16 protein-coding genes are annotated in these 19,196 nt (G+C 45.8%); 13 read left to right on the top strand and 3 right to left on the bottom strand.

What is annotated here, in order from left to right:
* Positions 1–696: 696 nt before the first annotated feature.
* On the bottom strand, positions 697–1,824 hold the full coding sequence (gene queG / locus R7F67_RS20705; RefSeq protein ID WP_005381370.1) for a tRNA epoxyqueuosine(34) reductase QueG: 1,128 nt from the start codon (positions 1,822–1,824) through the stop codon (positions 697–699).
* A gap of 276 nt (positions 1,825–2,100) precedes the next feature.
* On the opposite strand from queG, the gene tsaE reads away from it, so the two are divergent.
* From tsaE to hflC, 8 genes are all read left to right on the top strand, one after another.
* Complete coding sequence (gene tsaE, locus R7F67_RS20700) at positions 2,101–2,565, top strand: tRNA (adenosine(37)-N6)-threonylcarbamoyltransferase complex ATPase subunit type 1 TsaE (protein ID WP_005381372.1); 465 nt, start codon at positions 2,101–2,103, stop codon at positions 2,563–2,565.
* Complete coding sequence (locus R7F67_RS20695; protein ID WP_005381374.1) at positions 2,559–4,268, top strand: N-acetylmuramoyl-L-alanine amidase; 1,710 nt, start codon at positions 2,559–2,561, stop codon at positions 4,266–4,268. The genes tsaE and R7F67_RS20695 overlap by 7 nt, the downstream gene beginning before the upstream one ends.
* Positions 4,269–4,286: 18 nt before the next feature.
* Entirely contained in the window at positions 4,287–6,299 is a 2,013-nt protein-coding gene (mutL, locus tag R7F67_RS20690; protein WP_005381376.1) for a DNA mismatch repair endonuclease MutL, read from the top strand.
* Positions 6,296–7,228 carry a tRNA (adenosine(37)-N6)-dimethylallyltransferase MiaA gene (gene miaA, locus R7F67_RS20685; protein ID WP_005381378.1) on the top strand — a complete coding sequence of 311 codons (933 nt, stop codon included), beginning with the start codon at positions 6,296–6,298 and terminating at the stop codon, positions 7,226–7,228. Before mutL ends, miaA begins: the two co-directional genes overlap by 4 nt.
* Before the next feature lie 194 nt (positions 7,229–7,422).
* On the top strand, positions 7,423–7,686 hold the full coding sequence (gene hfq, locus R7F67_RS20680; RefSeq protein ID WP_005381379.1) for an RNA chaperone Hfq: 264 nt from the start codon (positions 7,423–7,425) through the stop codon (positions 7,684–7,686).
* A gap of 38 nt (positions 7,687–7,724) precedes the next feature.
* Positions 7,725–9,014 (top strand): ribosome rescue GTPase HflX, encoded by a 1,290-nt coding sequence (hflX, locus tag R7F67_RS20675; protein ID WP_213874977.1) that lies wholly within the window; start codon positions 7,725–7,727, stop codon positions 9,012–9,014.
* A gap of 45 nt (positions 9,015–9,059) precedes the next feature.
* Entirely contained in the window at positions 9,060–10,265 is a 1,206-nt protein-coding gene (hflK, locus tag R7F67_RS20670) for an FtsH protease activity modulator HflK (RefSeq protein ID WP_005381381.1), read from the top strand.
* Positions 10,266–10,267: 2 nt separating this feature from the next.
* Positions 10,268–11,248: a protease modulator HflC gene (gene hflC, locus R7F67_RS20665; protein WP_005381382.1), complete on the top strand. Its 981-nt coding sequence runs from the start codon at positions 10,268–10,270 to the stop codon at positions 11,246–11,248.
* A 63-nt stretch (positions 11,249–11,311) separates the two neighbouring features.
* On the opposite strand, the gene R7F67_RS20660 is transcribed toward hflC, so the two are convergent.
* Complete coding sequence (locus tag R7F67_RS20660; protein WP_017633729.1) at positions 11,312–11,497, bottom strand: DUF2065 domain-containing protein; 186 nt, start codon at positions 11,495–11,497, stop codon at positions 11,312–11,314.
* A 172-nt stretch (positions 11,498–11,669) separates the two neighbouring features.
* Here R7F67_RS20660 and R7F67_RS20655 point away from each other — a divergent pair, with 172 nt between their 5' ends.
* Both R7F67_RS20655 and motX read left to right on the top strand, forming a co-directional pair.
* On the top strand, positions 11,670–12,986 hold the full coding sequence (locus R7F67_RS20655; RefSeq protein ID WP_005381385.1) for an adenylosuccinate synthase: 1,317 nt from the start codon (positions 11,670–11,672) through the stop codon (positions 12,984–12,986).
* A 216-nt stretch (positions 12,987–13,202) separates the two neighbouring features.
* On the top strand, positions 13,203–13,838 hold the full coding sequence (gene motX / locus R7F67_RS20650; protein WP_005381388.1) for a flagellar protein MotX: 636 nt from the start codon (positions 13,203–13,205) through the stop codon (positions 13,836–13,838).
* A gap of 80 nt (positions 13,839–13,918) precedes the next feature.
* Here motX and hmpA read toward each other — a convergent pair whose 3' ends face one another.
* Positions 13,919–15,103, bottom strand: a complete 1,185-nt coding sequence (gene hmpA / locus R7F67_RS20645; RefSeq protein WP_005381390.1) for an NO-inducible flavohemoprotein — start codon at positions 15,101–15,103, stop codon at positions 13,919–13,921.
* 157 nt (positions 15,104–15,260) lie between these two features.
* Between hmpA and nsrR the strand changes: the two genes are divergently transcribed.
* The 3 genes from nsrR (at position 15,261) to rlmB (ending at position 19,120) form a co-directional block, all read left to right on the top strand.
* On the top strand, positions 15,261–15,686 hold the full coding sequence (nsrR, locus tag R7F67_RS20640) for a nitric oxide-sensing transcriptional repressor NsrR (protein ID WP_005381392.1): 426 nt from the start codon (positions 15,261–15,263) through the stop codon (positions 15,684–15,686).
* A gap of 115 nt (positions 15,687–15,801) precedes the next feature.
* The gene (gene rnr, locus R7F67_RS20635) at positions 15,802–18,309 is read left to right on the top strand and encodes a ribonuclease R (protein WP_318057326.1); all 2,508 of its coding nucleotides are present in this window, start codon (positions 15,802–15,804) and stop codon (positions 18,307–18,309) included.
* 67 nt (positions 18,310–18,376) lie between these two features.
* Positions 18,377–19,120 carry a 23S rRNA (guanosine(2251)-2'-O)-methyltransferase RlmB gene (gene rlmB, locus R7F67_RS20630; protein WP_047103967.1) on the top strand — a complete coding sequence of 248 codons (744 nt, stop codon included), beginning with the start codon at positions 18,377–18,379 and terminating at the stop codon, positions 19,118–19,120.
* The last annotated feature ends 76 nt before the right edge of the window (positions 19,121–19,196 follow it).

Below are 19,196 nucleotides of genomic sequence, written 5' to 3'. Positions count from 1 at the left end.
GCGGGGTGGAGCAGCTTGGTAGCTCGTCGGGCTCATAACCCGAAGGTCGTCGGTTCAAATCCGGCCCCCGCAACCAAATACAAGACGATAGATTGAGTACTTATTTAGTATACAATTGTTAAGTCGTCTACGGATGCGCCGCTTGATTCAACGCCTGCTTCTCGCAACCAATCACATCGCTCTTTTCATAATGCTGCGAAGCATGAATCCCCAAAAGCTAAACTTTTATCCGCATCATATGATGTCGGACGATTTCGTTTGTGTTTAAAACACGATATGAATCGGCTGACGTACAAGTATGATGAGGCTTCGCGTGTTTTATCTACTTTAATTAACAGAGTTATCCACATACGTCGTTCTGTGGATAAGTTGGTTGATAAAGTGTTTTTAGCTTGACTTTTTATGATGGGGAAGAAAGATCTTTTCTCTAAAATGAAGTTGAAACAACAAAGAAATACCAATTAAATCTTTGTTATATAAAGAAAAAATAAGTTTTTTGTCGGATCGAGTACGTTAAAATACGATCATTAACTGGTATTTTTTTGATCCTAGTCATTTCTCCGAGCTGTGTTTAACTTTTTTCTGCTAGCTTGTTTTTCTTGAATCTCAAATTTTTTTCCACATTACAAAATTGAGAACAAGGTCATGAATTGAACATGCAAAAGTACTTTCAATCTCTTGCATATAGACTACGCTCTATGCGTCTCTCGGCAGTCCCTTCTCGACTATCCTTATTAAGCGTTGCTTTTTCGTCTCTATAGATGAATTACTCTCAGTGGGGAGTTGATTCAGTTGCTCTGTCAAAGCCCATTTTATGTGCTCATCAAGTAATTTATTTTCACCTTGCCGACTTTCCAGCGCATCTATGATTCGCTGACTATATTCTGCATTACCAAGTGCGACAGCGATGTTACGTAGCCACTGTATATGACCAATACGACGGATAGCGGAGCCTTCCATATTTTTTAGAAAAGTCGCTTCATCCCAGTTAAACATGTCGACGAGGTCAGGGTTTTTGAAACTGTCACGACGGTGGAAATCATCTTGCTCCGTTATGTCGGCGTAGCGGTTCCATGGGCAAACCAATTGACAGTCGTCACAACCATAAATGCGGTTACCCATTGGCTTTCGAAACTCTTCAGGAATCACGCCATCGAACTCGATGGTGAGATAAGAGATACAACGCCTGGCATCGACAACTTTGTCTTCAACGATGGCTTGTGTTGGGCATGATGTAATGCATGCTTTGCATTTACCGCACTGATCAACGCTTGGCTCATCTACGGGTAGTGGTAAGTCGATAAGTAGTTCACCTAAAAAGAACCACGATCCACAGTCTTGATCTAAAATCAGGGAATGTTTCCCGGTCCAACCTAAGCCCGCTTTTTGGGCGAGAGGTCGCTCTAATATTGGTGCGGAATCAACGAAAGGTCGGTAACCATATTGACCAACCTCTTGTTCAATAAGTTTGCCGAGCTTATTTAGCTGCTTTCTGACGAGCTTGTGATAATCGCGCCCTAGTGCGTAGCGGCTAATATAGGCATGACTTTTATTCGCGAGGTTCGAAGCGAATTGAGCCTCTGGTGGCAGATAGTCCATCCGGACGCTGATAACACGAACGGTTCCCGGGAGTAGCTCATGGGGTCTAGCACGCATCATACCGTGACGAGCCATCCAATCCATTGAGCCGTGATAGCCTGCATCAAGCCATTTTTGTAGTGCTGCTTCATGTTCACTCAGATCAACGTCGCAGATCCCAACTTTTTGGAAGCCGAGTTCTTTTCCCCAAACTTTGATTTGTTGTGCGAGTTGTTCGTAGTTCATGTTAACCACCGGAATAAAGGGGGGCGGATCTTAACGGATCTCTGGCTTTGGTGCTACCCAGTTAGGTACGTTTTTGATGTTGTGAATACTGCTTATTGAAGTCATTTGCATATATTCTAAATCTAGGTCGATACTAAGATGATTAAGATACCGTTTATTGGATACTTTTTTCGCACATATGACATTTGAAAGCTTGTCTCTCAAAACCAACACGGTTTACTATTCCTGTTCTTTTGATTTTTATATAGTCAACGATCATTAGTTAGAGAAGCATCAATGAGCACGAAACAATTCAATTTAAAAGATGAGCATGAAACGGTTGCACTAGGCACCGCTCTGGCTCAGCTTTGTTCCCAGCAAACCACAATTTATCTGCATGGTGATTTGGGTGCAGGTAAAACAACCTTTAGTCGTGGTTTTGTCCGTGCTCTTGGTCATCAAGGTAACGTGAAAAGTCCAACTTATACTCTAGTCGAACCGTACCAGTTGGATCAGTGGCAAGTATATCACTTCGACCTTTATCGTCTTGCGGATCCTGAAGAGCTTGAGTTTATGGGGATTCGAGACTATTTCACAGACGATGCGATTTGCTTGGTTGAATGGCCTGAAAAAGGGCATGGCTTACTGCCACAACCGGATCTTGATGTAAACATTCGCTACCAAGGTGAGCAACGTGTAGCCGAACTAACAGCTAATAATGATTATGGTGTGCAGTTACTCAGTCGATTGGAGCTATGTTGAGTTTTTCAAATTTTAGAGTGGTGGCGACGTTTGTCGCCACTTTTCTCCTTCTCATCCCCAATTTAGCATTTGCTAACGTCGTTAAGAGTTTTCGAGTTTGGCCTTCACCTGATGAAACGCGTGTTGTCATCGATTTAGGCTCGGAAGCTGACTATTCCTATTTCTCTTTATCAGGGCCGGATCGCCTTGTCGTGGATTTAAAAAGCACGACGATGCAGGCCAAACTACCTGTTACTGTTACGGATAGCCCTGTTTTAAAACTGGTACGAAAAAGCTCGCCTCCAGAGAAGGGCACTTATCGTTTGGTGTTTGAACTAAAAAAGAGCGTTCAAGCGGAATTATTTAAATTAAGCCCAACACCAGGTGGGCAGTATGGTCACCGCTTGGTGATTGATTTACCGCACGGTAAGAAGGCATCGACCTCTAAACCGAGTAAGCCAGCGGCGGCCAGCAAAGACATGAGTTCAGTTCAACGAGCTCAAGAAGTGTTAATTGTTATCGACCCTGGTCACGGTGGGGAAGACCCTGGCTCTATTGGCCCTTCACGTCGTAAGTACGAGAAAGATGCGGTATTGAGTATCTCAAGAAAAATTGCTGCTCAGCTCGATGCGACTCCTGGTATTAAAACGCGCATGACTCGTACGGGAGATTATTTTGTAAACTTAAACCGTCGTGTCGCGATTGCTCGTGAAAATGATGCGCACTTGCTGATTTCCATTCACGCAGATGCGTTTACTTCACCGAAGCCTCGCGGTGGATCGGTCTTCGTACTAAATACTCGTCGTGCAAATACCGAAATTGCTCGTTGGGTCGAGAACCATGAGAAACAGTCTGAGTTATTGGGCGGCTCGGGTAATGCGTTCTTCACGAAGACAAAAGATCGTAACGTGAACCAAACTTTGTTGGACTTGCAGTTTAGTCATTCACAAAAAGAAGGCTATAAGCTGGCAACAGAAATCCTAGGTGAGATGGGACGTGTTGCGCACCTGCATAACACCAAACCGATCAACACCAGCCTTGCGGTTTTACGCTCTCCACAGATTCCGTCTGTGCTAGTGGAAACGGGCTTTATTTCTAACCCAACAGAAGAGCGTTTACTGTTTCAACGAGCGCACCAAGATAAGTTAGCTCAGGCTATCACTAAGGCGGTCGTCAAGTACTTAAAAGATAACCCACCAGAGGGTACGGTGTTCTCGCCTTCAGCGAAGCCAATGGTACATATTGTAAAGCGTGGCGAGTCATTATCGGTGATCGCGAACAAATATGGGCTTAGCTCTAAAGCGCTGATGTCGGCAAACAACTTGAAGTCGACAGGCTTGGCAATTGGTCAGAAGCTCAACATTCCTTCTGCTGGTACGATTAAAGTGCCAAGTAAACCGATTACTGTTGAGACAGAAACCATTACGCACAAGGTTAAGTCTGGTGAGTTCTTAGGTAAGATTGCGAATCACTATAAAGTGAAGGTTTCAGATATCCGCCGAGAGAATAACTTGAAGTCAGATACCTTGTGGGTAGGGCAAAAGTTGAAGATAACGGTCGCGGTAAAAGATAAACCGATTCGTAAGCACAAGGTTTCTCGGGGTGAGTTCCTTGGCAAAATAGCGTCCAAATACGGCGTTAGCGTATCGAGCATTCGTAAAGCGAATAACTTACGCTCTGATCAGCTAGCGGTTGGGCAAGTCCTGATCATTCCAAACAAGTAGGTGAGCTTCTAACTCATTATGACGATTAAAATTTTGCCAGCCAGACTTGCAAACCAAATCGCCGCAGGGGAAGTGGTCGAAAGACCTGCTTCTGTGATTAAAGAGCTGGTTGAAAATAGTCTTGATTCTGGCGCAACTCGAATCGATATCGATATCGAGAAAGGAGGCGCAAAGCTGATTCGTGTTCGTGATAACGGAAAAGGTATCGCGAAAGATGAACTCGGCTTAGCGCTCAGTCGTCATGCGACATCTAAGATACATACCTTAGATGATCTCGAAGCCATTATGAGTCTAGGTTTTCGCGGTGAAGCGTTAGCCAGTATTAGCTCAGTCTCGCGTTTGACGCTCACGTCGCGTCCTGCGGCACAAGAAGAAGCCTGGAGTGCCTACTCCGAAGGGCGTGATATGCAGGTGAAGCTTAAGCCAGCAGCTCACCCGATTGGCACTACCGTTGAGGTGTTGGACTTATTTTTTAATACTCCAGCGCGTCGCAAGTTTCTTCGTACGGAGAAAACCGAATTTGCTCATATTGATGAGTTATTGAAACGCATTGCGTTAAGCCGCTTTGATGTCACCATCAATGTGCGTCATAACGGCAAGATCATCCGTCAATATCGCGCGGCGAAAAATCAGCTTCAAACCGAAAAGCGTATTGCTGCTGTCTGCGGTAATGCGTTTGTGCGGCATATGCTCAGAATCGAGCTTGAGCATCAAGGGTTAAAGTTACATGGGTGGATTACCACACCAGAGGGAGCAAGGCAGCAAAGCGATTTACAATATTGCTATGTGAATGGCCGAATGATGCGTGACAAATTAATCAATCACGCGATTCGTCAAAGCTATGAAATGAGCTTAAAGCCAGATCAGTTTGCTGCGTATGTGCTCTTTATTGAGCTAGATCCGCACCAAGTAGATGTGAATGTTCACCCTGCTAAGCATGAAGTGCGTTTCCACCAAGCTCGTTTGGTGCATGATTTCATCTATCAAGCTTTGACGGATGCACTTTCACAAAGCGCTGTGATTGATAAACCACAGGTGAATGAATCGGCATTTCATCGCGTGGAACCGACTGAATCCGAAGAGATTGAGCATTCGCCAGAGCCTGAAAAAGTACAAGAGCCAGCATCTTCACCAGTACCAGAGCGGGTTTATCAAGCGATAGAGAGTACACCGGCTTATCCTGGACGCAGTGATTATGAAGTGAAGCCTCGTAATAGCGGTCCTAGTGAAACCTCCGTGCGAGAGGCGCGCGTAGTGGAGTCATTCAAACGTAATGATTGGGTGGAATCCAAACCTGCACCAAAGCCAAGTCACAGTAAAGAGCGCCACGTAGAACCAGCGCCAACTAAACAAGAAGTACGCGCTTATCACGAGCTGTTGAAAACGCTAGAGTTTGAGGCTCAGGCAGTCACTCCAATAGCGCCCCAAACGATAACTTCGCACACATCAATGCCATCGATTACTGCATTAGGCAAAGCGCTGATGGTGGTCGATGAACAATTTGTTTTGATGAGCAGTGACAGTGGGGCGGCGTTAGTCTCGTTACCTAGAGCAGAATTTTATCGTGTAAAAGGCCAGCTTTCTCCAAGCGATGGTGCACTCAAGGCACAACCTCTGCTTGTTCCTCTATCTATTAAGTTAGAGGCCGAATTAGTGAGACTGGCCCAAGATTATCAACAAGATTTGGCATTGCTTGGTATTCAATTGAAAGCGAGAAACGAGCACGCCTTAATGGTGATGGGCGTCCCAGCTCCGCTGCGTCAACAAAACTTACAAAATTTAGTACCAGATCTGTTATCTTACGCGCAATCTTGTGTGAACGAAGGTATAGCAGCGGCTCAGATGCTGTCTGAGTTGATAGATTGGCTCGCATTACAGGTCACGACAGTGAAGAGTCACTATACTTTTTCTGAAGCCATTCAAATTATTGCGGAACTTGAACAGCTAAGACATGGTCAATTGCCATTAGAAGATACAAAATTCGTATCCGCTGTTGATTTCTCTGCCACGATAGCCAAATTAAAACCATGACAGATAAACTACCTTTGGCGCTATTTTTAATGGGGCCAACTGCATCAGGCAAAACTGAGCTGGCGATTCGTCTTCGTCAAAAATTTCCGATTGAGATCATCAGTGTTGATTCTGCTTTGATCTACAAAGGGATGGATATCGGTACGGCGAAACCGGATGAAAAAGAGTTAAGTTTGGCGCCTCATCGCTTGATAGATATTTTGGATCCAAGTGAATCTTACTCTGTCGCCGACTTTCGTCGAGATGCATTGAAAGCGATGGATGATATTGTTGCAGAAGGAAAAATTCCACTTCTTGTGGGTGGAACAATGCTGTATTACAAGGCGTTACTTGAAGGTTTATCACCACTTCCTGCTGCAAATCCTGAAATTCGTCAGCAAATTGAACAAGAGGCATTGACTAAAGGTTGGTCAGTGTTGCACGATGAACTCAAAGAGGTTGATCCTGTGTCAGCCGCGAGAATCCATCCCAATGATCCCCAACGTTTATCTCGGGCATTGGAAGTTTTTCGCATTTCAGGTAAAACTTTGACTGAATTGACTCAAACGAAAGGTGAAAGCCTACCATACCGAGTCAAGCAGTTTGCAATAGCTCCCAAGGATAGGGCAGAGCTTCACCGTCGGATTGAACTCCGTTTCGAGAAGATGATGGAAGCGGGCTTTGAAGAAGAAATGAAAGCGTTACATTCGCGAAAAGATCTTCACCCCGATCTTCCTTCCATACGATGCGTCGGTTACCGACAGATGTGGGAGTATTTAGATGGGGAGTGTACACGTGACGAAGCGGTATTTCGTGGCGTATGCGCGACTCGTCAATTGGCCAAGCGTCAAATCACCTGGTTACGCAGCTGGGATGATTTAACTTGGTTGGATAGCGAGAACATTGAACAGGCATTAGAAACGATGTCGGAAGCAATAGCATCTGATTGACATAGCTGTGTATAATGTGATCGTTTTTGCGTGAACGCACTCTCAAAGGATCTGTTGTTGGCGGTTTTTATACTATGCTGCTAATTACTTAGAGTGCATTTTTGATTCGTTTAGCTCAGATGCAAAAGCCGTATCTTTTGCATTGCACCACTAGCTAAATAATTACAACTACAAATTAAATAAGGAAAATAAAAATGGCTAAGGGGCAATCTCTACAAGACCCATTTCTAAACGCGCTACGTCGTGAGCGTATCCCGGTATCTATCTACCTTGTGAATGGTATTAAACTACAAGGTCAGATCGAATCATTCGATCAATTTGTGATCCTGCTGAAGAATACTGTTAACCAAATGGTGTACAAGCACGCGATCTCAACAGTTGTGCCGGCTCGTCCAGTGAGCCATCACAGCGGTGAACGTCCACAAGGTGAGCGTCCACAAGAGAAATCAGAAGATTAATTCTTCATCGAGTATTTTTAAAATAAGGAGTTGATTGCTTGTTTGACCGTTATGAATCCGGTGAGCGAGCCGTACTTGTTCATATCAACTTCACGCAAGAAGGTGAATGGGAAGATCTGGCTGAGTTCGAAATGCTGGTTTCTTCTGCTGGGGTAAAGGCGCTACAAGTGGTAACTGGTAGTCGTCAATCCCCACACCCGAAATACTATGTCGGAGAGGGTAAGGCCCAAGAGATTGCTACAGCGGTACAATCAACGGGTGCCGAAATTGTGATTTTTAATCACGCCCTCTCTCCTGCCCAAGAACGTAACCTCGAAGCACTGTGCCAATGTCGAGTTCTCGACCGCACTGGTCTTATTCTCGATATCTTTGCTCAACGAGCTCGAACACACGAAGGTAAGCTACAGGTAGAGCTGGCTCAACTTCGTCATATCTCTACTCGTTTGATTCGTGGTTGGACGCACCTTGAAAGGCAGAAAGGTGGTATCGGTTTACGTGGCCCGGGTGAAACCCAGCTGGAAACCGACCGTCGCTTATTGCGTGACAGAATCAAAGCCATCCTGCGACGCTTAGACAAAGTAGCGAAGCAGCGTGAACAAGGGCGCCGCGCCCGAAATCGAGCTGAAATCCCAACGGTTTCACTTGTGGGTTACACCAACGCGGGTAAGTCGACACTCTTCAACCGTATTACAGAAGCTGGCGTGTACGCGGCTGATCAATTATTTGCTACTTTGGACCCGACTTTACGTAAGATAGAGTTAGCAGATGTTGGTCCTGCCATCTTGGCAGACACGGTTGGTTTTATTCGACATTTGCCACACGACTTGGTTGCGGCCTTCAAGGCAACCTTGCAGGAAACGCAAGAAGCTGACATTTTGTTACATGTTGTTGATGCCAGTGATGAGCGTTTTCGTGAGAATATTCAAGCTGTTCATGAAGTACTAGAAGAGATCGACGCGCATGAAGTGCCGACTCTGGTTGTCATGAACAAAATCGACAATCTAGATTCGCAGAAACCACGTATAGAACGAGACGAGGAAGGCGTACCTCGCGCAGTTTGGGTTTCAGCAATGGATGGGTTGGGCATTGATGTCCTGTTTGAGGCGCTGACGGAACGTCTGGCGTCACAAATGGTCGAGCATCAGTTGCGAATTCCTCCACAGTATCAAGGACGATTCCGTAGTACCTTCTTCCAAATGAAGTGTATTCAACGTGAGGAATATGACCAGGATGGTAACTTGTTGATCGATATTCGAATGCAGCAAGTAGATTGGTCTAGACTTGAAAAAAGAGAAGGGGCAGTTTTGACTGGCTTTATAGTCACTTAAAGGACTGCTACAGTATAACGTCATATCAAATGATGGAGCTTTCTAATGGCGTGGAATGAGCCTGGAAATAACAACGGCAACAATGGCCGCGATAATGACCCTTGGGGTAATAATAATCGTGGTGGCCAGCGTCCTGGTGGCCGAGATCAAGGTCCGCCAGATTTAGATGAAGTGTTCAACAAACTGAGTCAAAAGCTGGGCGGCAAGTTTGGTAAAAAAGGCGGCGGTGGTTCTCCAATCGGCGGCGGTGGTGGTAGTGCAATTGGCTTTGGCGTGATTGCTCTGATTGCTGTTGCAGTTTGGTTCTTCGCTGGTTTTTACACCATCGGTGAAGCAGAGCGTGGTGTTGTACTGCGTTTAGGTAAATACGATCGTATCGTAGACCCAGGTCTTAACTGGCGTCCTCGCTTTATTGATGAGTACGAAGCGGTAAACGTACAAGCGATTCGTTCACTACGTGCATCTGGTCTAATGCTGACCAAAGATGAAAACGTTGTAACAGTTGCGATGGATGTTCAGTACCGAGTGACTGACCCATACAAATACTTGTACCGTGTAACCAATGCAGACGACAGCTTGCGTCAAGCAACGGATTCTGCACTACGTGCAGTAATTGGTGACTCATTGATGGATAGCATTCTAACCAGTGGTCGTCAGCAAATTCGTCAAACTACGCAAGAAACACTGAACCAAATCATTGATAGCTATGATATGGGTCTGGTACTTGTTGATGTGAACTTCCAGTCTGCTCGTCCACCAGAGCAAGTGAAAGATGCGTTTGATGATGCAATCGCAGCACGTGAGGACGAAGAGCGTTTCATTCGTGAAGCTGAAGCATACAAGAACGAAATCTTGCCTAAGGCAACGGGTCGTGCAGAGCGTTTGAAGAAAGAAGCACAAGGTTACAATGAGCGTGTCACTAACGAGGCTCTTGGTCAGGTAGCACAGTTCGAAAAACTACTACCAGAATACCAAGCAGCGCCTGGTGTAACGCGTGATCGTCTGTACATTGACGCAATGGAAGAGGTGTACTCAAGTACTTCGAAAGTGTTGATTGACTCGGAATCAAGCGGCAATCTTCTTTACCTTCCAATCGATAAGTTGGCGGGACAAGAGGGCAAAGCAGATACCAAACGTAAATCGAAGTCATCTTCAACCTATGATCAAATTCAACTTGAGTCTGATCGTACACAAGAAGACACTTCGAACTCGCAGTCTCGTTCAACAGGTTCACGTCAAGGGAGATACTAAGAATGCGTAAGTTAATGATCCCTGTACTGGTAATCGCACTGGCATTAATGTTGATGTCTTTGTTTGTGATTCCGGAAGGTGAGCGCGGTATCGTGGTTCGATTTGGTCGTGTCTTGAAAGACAATAACGACATCACTCGAATTTACGAGCCTGGTCTGCATTTCAAGATGCCTTTGTTTGACCGTGTGAAACAACTTGATGCACGTATCCAAACAATGGATGGTCGTGCCGACCGTTTCGTAACGTCCGAGAAAAAAGACGTTATCATTGATACCTACGTGAAGTGGCGTATTGAAGATTTTGGTCGCTACTACCTCGCGACTGGCGGTGGTAACTCGCTAACGGCAGAGGCACTACTTGAGCGTAAAGTGACGGACGTGCTTCGTTCTGAAATCGGTGCTCGTGAAATCAAACAGATCGTATCTGGTCCACGTAACGATGATGTGCTACCAGAAGACGCAAGTGCCGATGTTGTCGCAACTGAAGCGGCTCGTGAGGCGCTTGAGATTGATGGTGAACGCGACCTAATCATGTCTGAAGTATTGAAAGACACGCGTGAAAGCGCAATGAAAGACTTGGGTGTTCGTGTCGTTGATTTCCGAATGAAGAAAATCAACCTGCCTGATGAAATCAGTGAGTCTATCTACCGTCGTATGCGTGCGGAGCGTGAGTCCGTAGCTCGTAAGCACCGTTCTCAAGGTCGTGAAAAAGCGGAAGTTATTCGTGCTCAAGCAGAACTAGAAGTAGCAACTATTCTAGCTGAAGCTGATAAAACTGCGCGTGTGACACGAGGTGAGGCGGATGCTGAAGCTGCGAAGATTTATGCTGAAGCGTACAACAAAGACCCTGAGTTCTTTAGCTTCCTACGCTCGCTACGTGCGTATGAGAAGTCCTTCAGCTCTAAGAGCGATATTCTGGTGCTTGATCCGAAGAGTGAGTTCTTCCAATACATGAACCAGTCGAAGGGCAGCATGGAGAAATAATCTCCGCGTCTTATTGAAATAAAAGGCTCCTTAGGGAGCCTTTTTTGTATCTGATGCTAAGTGCTAGCTCATCATGATGGCGATGACGGCTCCAGCAACTACTAGGCAGCCACCGATGCGTCGTAGCTGATTGTTGGGTTGTTCACTTAATTGAACCACCATATTCCGCCAACCGTTAGGAGCAATCAGTGGCCCAATGCCTTCCACGATCAAGACGAGCCCAATCGCCAACCATATGGATTCAGACATAGCGCTTTCCAGTCGAATAGAGAAAGCTAAATACTATCAGTGATATGCTGATTTCAAAATGAACAAAGCGGCAAGATGACATTCTGGTAGCGACTCTGTGAACAAAAAATGACTGCAAGAAGTGAGATTCGGTGCTAGAATCCATTTTTAACTAGCAATCAGACTTGGAAAGATGGGAAATAACGTAGTCGTTCTAGGCACCCAATGGGGTGACGAAGGTAAAGGTAAAATCGTAGACCTTTTAACTGAAGATGCAAAATACGTGGTACGCTACCAAGGCGGTCACAACGCAGGTCACACTCTCGTAATTGACGGTGAAAAAACCGTTCTTCACTTAATTCCATCAGGTATCCTTCGCGATAACGTAAAATGTGTTATCGGTAACGGTGTTGTACTATCACCTGAAGCTCTACTTAAAGAAATGAAGCCTCTTGAAGAGCGCGGTATTCCAGTACGCGAGCGTCTTTTCATTTCTGAAGCATGTCCGCTAATTCTTCCTTACCACGTTGCAATGGACCAAGCTCGCGAAATCGCTCGCGGTAAAAAAGCTATCGGTACTACTGGTCGTGGTATCGGTCCAGCATACGAAGATAAAGTTGCTCGTCGTGGTCTACGCGTTGGCGACCTATTCGATATGGCGACTTTCGCAGAGAAGCTAAAAGAAGTCATGGAGTTCCATAACTTCCAACTAGTTAACTTCTACAAAGCGGAGCCAGTAAGCTACGAAGAAGTACTTGAGCAAGCGAAAGGCTACGCTGAGCTACTAACTTCAATGGTTATCGACGTAACTGACGAACTAGACGCAGCACGTAAGCGCGGCGACAAGATCATGTTCGAAGGCGCACAAGGTACACTACTTGATATCGACCACGGTACTTACCCGTACGTAACGTCTTCTAACACGACAGCTGGTGGTGTTGCTGCAGGTTCTGGTTTTGGTCCTCGTCACATCGGTTACATCTTGGGTATCGCAAAAGCGTACTGTACTCGCGTTGGTGCTGGTCCATTCCCGACTGAACTATACGACGGTTTAGATAAGCAAGATCCAATTGGTAAGCACTTAGGTGAAGTTGGCCACGAGTTCGGTGCGACAACTGGTCGTCTACGTCGTACAGGTTGGTTCGATGCTGTTGCTATGCGTCGTGCAATCCAAATCAACTCTGTATCTGGTTTCTGTCTAACTAAACTAGACGTACTAGATGGTCTAGAAGAGCTAAAAATCTGTACTGGTTACAAGATGGAAGATGGCTCTGTGCTAGAAGTTTCTCCGATGGCTGCTGAAGCATTCGAAAAAGCAACGCCAATCTACGAAACAATGCCTGGTTGGTCTGAGAACACATTTGGTGCTAAGTCACTAGATGCTCTACCACAAGCCGCTCTTGACTACATCAAGCGTATTGAAGAGCTAACTGGCGTTCCAGTAGACATCATCTCTACAGGTCCTGACCGTAACGAAACTATCATCAAAGTTCACCCATTCGAAGCTTAATTGATAGCCGTTAAAGATTGCAAAAGCCGACCTTCTGGTCGGCTTTTTTGTATCTGAACAAAAACAGCGTGACTCTCATATGGCAAGCTTTTGCCGCTGAGCCTAAATCAGAGGCAAAAATTGTCTAAAGCTTAGCTGTTTTTTGCCGATAAGGTTATCAAGCAGAGGAGATCCTTCACCGATCTTTGGTTTCTTAGATACCTTAAGGGTACGTTTATGAAGTTACGAACAGTGGCTGCTTCACTGTTGTTGACCTTGGTTGCTACCACAGTGAAAGCCAATGTTGCTGATGTGGGGGCACCAGTTCCGATCTATACCGAAGCAGAGCTGATAAAGCTTATTGAGCAAAATAAGCACTTACAACGTGTGCGCGCTGATAACTGCCAGCTGGTGGAGGATATCGTAGCTCGTGCGACTCGAATTAACTTACCCGCTTATGAATTTCTGTACGGAGATATGTTGGCTTGGGGGGTGTGTGTCGAGCAAGATGTCGAACTGGGTCTTTACTACATCGAAAATGCAGCGCATCAGGGGTTACCAGCTGCACTAGAGCAGATTGGCCGATACTATTCGCGTGGCACTTTAGTACAGCAAGATAAAGAACGTGCAATTCCATATTTGCGAGAAGCTGCGTCAATGGGAAACCTAAACGCGCGTATTCATCTGGCCGAGTTGCTTTTACGTGATTATGGCAGTCCACTCGATTACGAAGATGCGTATCGTTGGTTATATAACTCTGTCACAGCAGATAAGCGGCAGCATAAGCGCATAACTGTATTGAGAAACGGCCTTGAACAGCGCATGCCACAAAACGTTATTGCTCGAGCTAAACGGCGAGACACCTTTTGGTAACGCTTCAATATTGCAAACAACTTCATACAACAAAGCCCACGTCACGTGGGCTTTGTTGTTTTCCCGATAGTTGGTAGCGCTTAAACCACTTTGTGTGGACCGAAGCATTCGTAATGGAATTGCTCTTCTGGTACGCCAAGCTCTAATAGCTGTTTCGCTACGTGCTGCATAAATCCTACAGGACCACAGAAGTATACCTGCACGTTATCTTGCTTTAATGCAGCTTCAATTTCATACAGATTGACAAAGCCCGTGAAGTGGAAGTCTTCGCCTAGCTTGTCTTCTGCCGTTGGTTGGTTATACCAAACGAGCGCGTTCATATTTTCTTTTTCTGCAACGAGTTGGTTTACGTGTTGCTTGAAAGCATGCTGTTGGCCATTTTCTGTTGCATGAACCCAAGTTACAGGTGCTTGATGTGCTGAGAGACTTTCTAGCATTGACAGCGTTGGAGTAAGTCCCACACCAGCAGAAATTAGAACAACGGGTGTTTGTGGTTCGGCATCCATAAAGAAATCACCGGCAGGGGCCGCAAGCTGCACTTTTTCGCCAATGTTCAGGCTATCGTGCAGGTAGTTCGACACTTTTCCGCCTTCTTCACGTTTTACTGAGATACGGTAGGTGTTCTCTTGGACCGCAGAAGACAGGCTATATTGGCGAATTTCTTGGTTTTCTAACTGGTCACTGTTGATGTAGATGCCAAGGTATTGTCCCGGTTTATACGGCGCCACTTTTTGGCCATCGGTTGGCTTGAACACAAAGCTGCAAATGTGCTCGCTCTCAATCTTTTTATCGACTAATTCAAATTCGCGTAGACCGCGCCAGCCGCCTTCCAAAGCTTCATTTTGTTGGTAAATTTGTTCTTCGCGCTGAATAAATACATTCGCAAGTACGCCGTAAGCCTCAGCCCAAGCATCCAACACTTCTTGACCTGGATTAAAAAGCTCATCGATTGTCGCAAGTAAATGCTTACCAACGATTTGGTACTGATCTTCTGTGATCAAAAAGCTCGTGTGCTTATGCGCAATTTTCTCTACTGCGCCAAGCAGAGCTGGCAAATTTTCAATATTGGCAGCATAGGCACAGATAGCGTTGAATAATGCTTCACGCTGATCGCCGTTACGCTGGTTACTCATGTTAAAAATATCTTTCAACTCAGGGTTATGAGTAAACATACGCTCGTAAAAGTGCGCGGTCAGTTTTGGTCCTGTTTCGGCGATGAGTGGTGCGGTCGCTTTGACGATCTCGATAGTTTGATTGCTGAGCATAAGGGCTTCCTACTTTAAGTTGTATTTATAATGCATGTTTAAAGTTGTATCTCAAATGTATCTTTCGATCAAGAAAAGATTTACACTTTTATCGATAGCTCAAGTTTGGGGTTTTAGCATCACCAGCGGGTTATTGAGTCGCACTTTGGGAGAGAATATGCAGTTAACTAGTTTCACTGATTATGCGTTGAGAACCTTAATTTTCTTGGCTTCGTTGCCGGAAGATGAGTTAACCAGCATTACCGAAGTGACGGATTTATTTGGTGTGTCGCGCAACCATATGGTTAAAGTTATCAATCGGTTAGGGCAGTTGGGTTATGTCCATACCGTGCGCGGAAAAAACGGTGGTATCCGGCTGATGAAGCCAGCGTCTGAAATCACAGTCGGTGGTGTTGTGCGCGATTTAGAGCCGTTAGATTTAGTCAACTGTGGTGTGGATTTTTGCCATATTACCCCTGCTTGCCGCCTCAAAGATAAATTGGCGAAAGCAAAAAGTGCCTTTCTGGCGGAGTTGGATGACTGCACGATTGAATCCTTGCTCAGTGACAATTCTGAACTTTTGATCTTGCTGGCTCGTCCTTAACTCATTTGCATGCCTAGAGTCGATCTCGATCATTCTTTTTTCAAAGCAATTCTGTAGCTTATCGAGAGACTCAGATATACTAGCCATATACCTTCCTTGCTAGATAGGCGTGCCTATGTCAGACAATATTCCAAACGATCCTTTTGCAGATCGTGAATCCAAAAATTACGAAAATCCAATTCCAAGCCGAGAGTTTATCATCGAGTTTCTAGAGCAAGCGGGCATTCCAATGAATCGTAACGACTTGTTTGAGGCACTAAAGCTTGAGGGCGAAGAGCAATACGAAGGGTTGCGTCGTCGGCTACGTGCGATGGAGCGAGATGGCCAACTGGTGTTTACCCGTCGTCAGTGCTATGCATTGCCTGAAAAACTTGAAATGGTGAAAGGTTACGTGATTGGTCATCGTGATGGCCATGGTTGGGTACGTCCAGAAGGCAGCGTCGGCAAGGATGATGATATTCTGTTACCGCACCATCAGATGAAGAACATCATCCACGGTGATTTTGTCTTAGTGCAACCGACAGACAACAGCAAGCGCGGCCGCCGTGAAGGACGTTTGGTGCGTGTGCTAGAGGAGCGCAATGATCAAATCGTTGGTCGTTTCTTCCTTGAATATGGATACTCCTATGTTGTCCCAGATGACTCGCGTATCAGCCAAGATATCCTGATCCCAAATGAGCACAAAGCGGGTGCACGCATGGGTAACGTAGTCGTAATTGAAATTACTGATCGTGGCTCACGCTCACGCGGCATGATGGGTAAAGTGGTTGAAGTCCTTGGTGAAAACATGGCACCAGGTATGGAAACACAAATTGCGATTCGTACACACCAAATCCCTCACGAATGGCCAGAAGCCGTCGATAAACAAATCGAAAACTTAGGCGAAGAAGTACCAGAAGAAGCGAAAGTTGGTCGTGTGGATCTACGTGATTTGCCACTAGTGACCATTGACGGCGAAGACGCACGAGACTTTGATGATGCCGTTTACTGTGAAAAGAACAAAGAAGGTGGTTGGCGTTTATGGGTAGCGATTGCTGACGTCAGTTACTACGTTCGTCCTGACTCTGCGTTGGACAAAGAAGCGATCAATCGTGGTAACTCAGTATATTTCCCTTCGCAAGTTGTGCCAATGTTGCCAGAAGTACTGTCGAACGGTCTATGTTCGCTTAACCCGCAAGTAGATCGCTTGTGTATGGTGTGCGAAATGACCATTTCCGATACAGGTAAGCTGTCTGGTTACAAGCATTACGAGGCGGTGATGAACTCGCACGCTCGTCTCACATATAGCAAAGTGAGCGCGATTCTAGAAGGGGATGAAGAACTACGTGAGCGCTACCAGCCGCTTGTTTCTCATCTAGAAGAGTTGCACAAGATGTACAAAGTGCTGAAAGAAGCACGAGATCAACGCGGTGCAATCGAATTTGAAACCGTTGAAACCAAATTTATTTTCAATGCGGAACGTAAAATCGAAAGCATTGAGCCAGTAATTCGTAATGACGCGCATAAGATCATCGAAGAATGTATGATTTTAGCCAACATTGCTTCGGCATCGCTGGTAGAAAAAGCGAAAGAGCCCGCGCTTTATCGTATCCACGAATCTCCAGGTGAATTACGCCTGCAAGGTTTCCGTGACTTCTTAAGTGAACTTGGTCTTGAGCTAAAAGGTGGTTTAGAGCCTTCACCAACGGACTATGCTGATCTCGCACGTCAAATCTCCGGGCGTCAAGATCAAGAGTTGATTCAGACCATGCTGCTACGCTCAATGAAGCAAGCGGTATACAACGCAGATAACGCGGGGCACTTTGGGTTGGCATTGAAACGCTATGCGCACTTTACGTCGCCAATTCGTCGTTACCCTGACTTGTTACTTCACCGTGCAATCAAGTATCTGATTGCTAAAGAAGAAGGTCGTAATCAAGATCGCTGGACACCAACAGGTGGCTATCATTACTCGTTTGACGACATGGATTTTTACGGCGAACAATGTTCGATGACAGAGCGCCGTGCTGATGATGCAACACGTGATGTTGCGGATTGGCTGAAGTGTGAATATATGCAAGACCACGTCGGTGACGAACTAGACGGTGTTATCGCTAATGTCACTAGCTTTGGCTTCTTTGTACGTTTAACGGATTTGCACATCGATGGTTTGGTACATATTTCTACCCTTGCGAACGACTACTATCAATTTGACCCGATTGGTCAACGACTTATTGGTGAAAGTTTCGGTAACATCTACCGCTTAGGTGATGCAGTAAAAGTAAAAGTACTGGCTGTTAACCTCGATGACAAGCAAATTGACTTTGAATTGGTCGAAACAAGTCGTAAGCTACGCGGCGAAGGTAAGACTGCGAAGAAACGCGCAGCGGAAGCAAAACGCAAAGCGAAAGATAAAAAACGCGCTGCGACTCGCTCTTCATCGAAAGAAGGTGGCGCGGCTCGTGCAATTCCTGCGATAGAGCCAACTAAACGCCCAGAAGAAACGGGCGCAACGAGTAAGCGTAATGGCCCAAAACGTGGTGACGCCCAAGGCAACGAGAAGCCTAAAGTGAAAAAAGCACGTAAAAAGAAGCCGCACAGTAAGCCGAAGAAAACCAAGCGCACTAAAAAAGAAGCGCAGTAGGTTGAAGCGCCAACTTAGTTCAAACTCGGTTGGCGCAGGCAATACGACCAGAACAACAGGTTAAACAATGAGTAACGAATTTATCTACGGCATTCACGCAGTGAAGGCGGTATTGGAGCGCGAACCAGAGCGTTTTATCGAGGCGTACGTTTTAAAAGGTCGTCAAGATGATCGCCTAATGCCAATCCTAAATGATCTTCAGGTTTGTGGTGTTTCTATTCAGCAGATGACACGTAAAACCTTGGATGACAAAGCACGCGGTGCAAATCACCAAGGCATCATCGCTCGTGTGAAACCAGCGAAGCAGCTGAATGAGAACGATATTGATGACATCCTTGCAAAGCACGAATCACCACTGCTCTTAGTGTTAGACGGCGTGACCGATCCACACAATCTTGGTGCGTGTTTACGTAACGCAGATGCGGCAGGTGCTGCGGCGATCATCGTACCGAAAGATCGTTCTGCGCCAATGAATGCGACGGTAAGTAAAGTCGCTTGTGGTGCAGCTGAAGTCGTACCATTGATCCGAGTGACTAACTTGGCTCGTACTATGCGTACATTGCAAGAGAAAGGCATCTGGTTTGTTGGTACTGCGGGTGAAGCAACGCACGACATCTACCAAGCCAAACTGACTGGACCTCTTGCTATCGTAATGGGGGCTGAAGGTGACGGTATGCGTCGTCTGACTCGTGAAACCTGCGACGATTTGATTAAGATCCCAATGGCTGGTAGCGTTTCAAGCTTGAACGTATCTGTGGCATCCGGCATCTGTTTGTTTGAGGCAGTTCGTCAGCGTATTGCTGCAAAGTAACGACGAAACAAACAGTTACTGTAGAATCAGACATAATGATAAAAACAAAGGATGGGGTGCCATCCTTTGTCGTTTT

Origin of the sequence: Vibrio sp. YT-17 (assembly GCF_033337375.1) — a bacterium.
Classification (GTDB): domain Bacteria; phylum Pseudomonadota; class Gammaproteobacteria; order Enterobacterales; family Vibrionaceae; genus Vibrio; species Vibrio alginolyticus.
Note: the sequence above shows the minus strand (reverse complement) of the source record. Positions and strands in the feature narration are given on the sequence as shown.

Excerpts from the sequence above, each read along its gene's own strand:
- R7F67_RS20660 (WP_017633729.1), bottom strand. The coding sequence starts at position 11,497 with ATGTCTGAATCCATATGGTTGGCGATTGGGCTCGTCTTGATCGTGGAA.
- nsrR (WP_005381392.1), top strand. The coding sequence starts at position 15,261 with ATGCAGTTAACTAGTTTCACTGATTATGCGTTGAGAACCTTAATTTTC.
- miaA (WP_005381378.1), top strand. The coding sequence starts at position 6,296 with ATGACAGATAAACTACCTTTGGCGCTATTTTTAATGGGGCCAACTGCA.
- hmpA (WP_005381390.1), bottom strand. The coding sequence starts at position 15,103 with ATGCTCAGCAATCAAACTATCGAGATCGTCAAAGCGACCGCACCACTC.
- motX (WP_005381388.1), top strand. The coding sequence starts at position 13,203 with ATGAAGTTACGAACAGTGGCTGCTTCACTGTTGTTGACCTTGGTTGCT.
- queG (WP_005381370.1), bottom strand. The coding sequence starts at position 1,824 with ATGAACTACGAACAACTCGCACAACAAATCAAAGTTTGGGGAAAAGAA.
- rlmB (WP_047103967.1), top strand. The coding sequence starts at position 18,377 with ATGAGTAACGAATTTATCTACGGCATTCACGCAGTGAAGGCGGTATTG.
- R7F67_RS20695 (WP_005381374.1), top strand. The coding sequence starts at position 2,559 with ATGTTGAGTTTTTCAAATTTTAGAGTGGTGGCGACGTTTGTCGCCACT.
- hfq (WP_005381379.1), top strand. The coding sequence starts at position 7,423 with ATGGCTAAGGGGCAATCTCTACAAGACCCATTTCTAAACGCGCTACGT.
- rnr (WP_318057326.1), top strand. The coding sequence starts at position 15,802 with ATGTCAGACAATATTCCAAACGATCCTTTTGCAGATCGTGAATCCAAA.
- mutL (WP_005381376.1), top strand. The coding sequence starts at position 4,287 with ATGACGATTAAAATTTTGCCAGCCAGACTTGCAAACCAAATCGCCGCA.
- hflC (WP_005381382.1), top strand. The coding sequence starts at position 10,268 with ATGCGTAAGTTAATGATCCCTGTACTGGTAATCGCACTGGCATTAATG.
- R7F67_RS20655 (WP_005381385.1), top strand. The coding sequence starts at position 11,670 with ATGGGAAATAACGTAGTCGTTCTAGGCACCCAATGGGGTGACGAAGGT.
- hflK (WP_005381381.1), top strand. The coding sequence starts at position 9,060 with ATGGCGTGGAATGAGCCTGGAAATAACAACGGCAACAATGGCCGCGAT.
- tsaE (WP_005381372.1), top strand. The coding sequence starts at position 2,101 with ATGAGCACGAAACAATTCAATTTAAAAGATGAGCATGAAACGGTTGCA.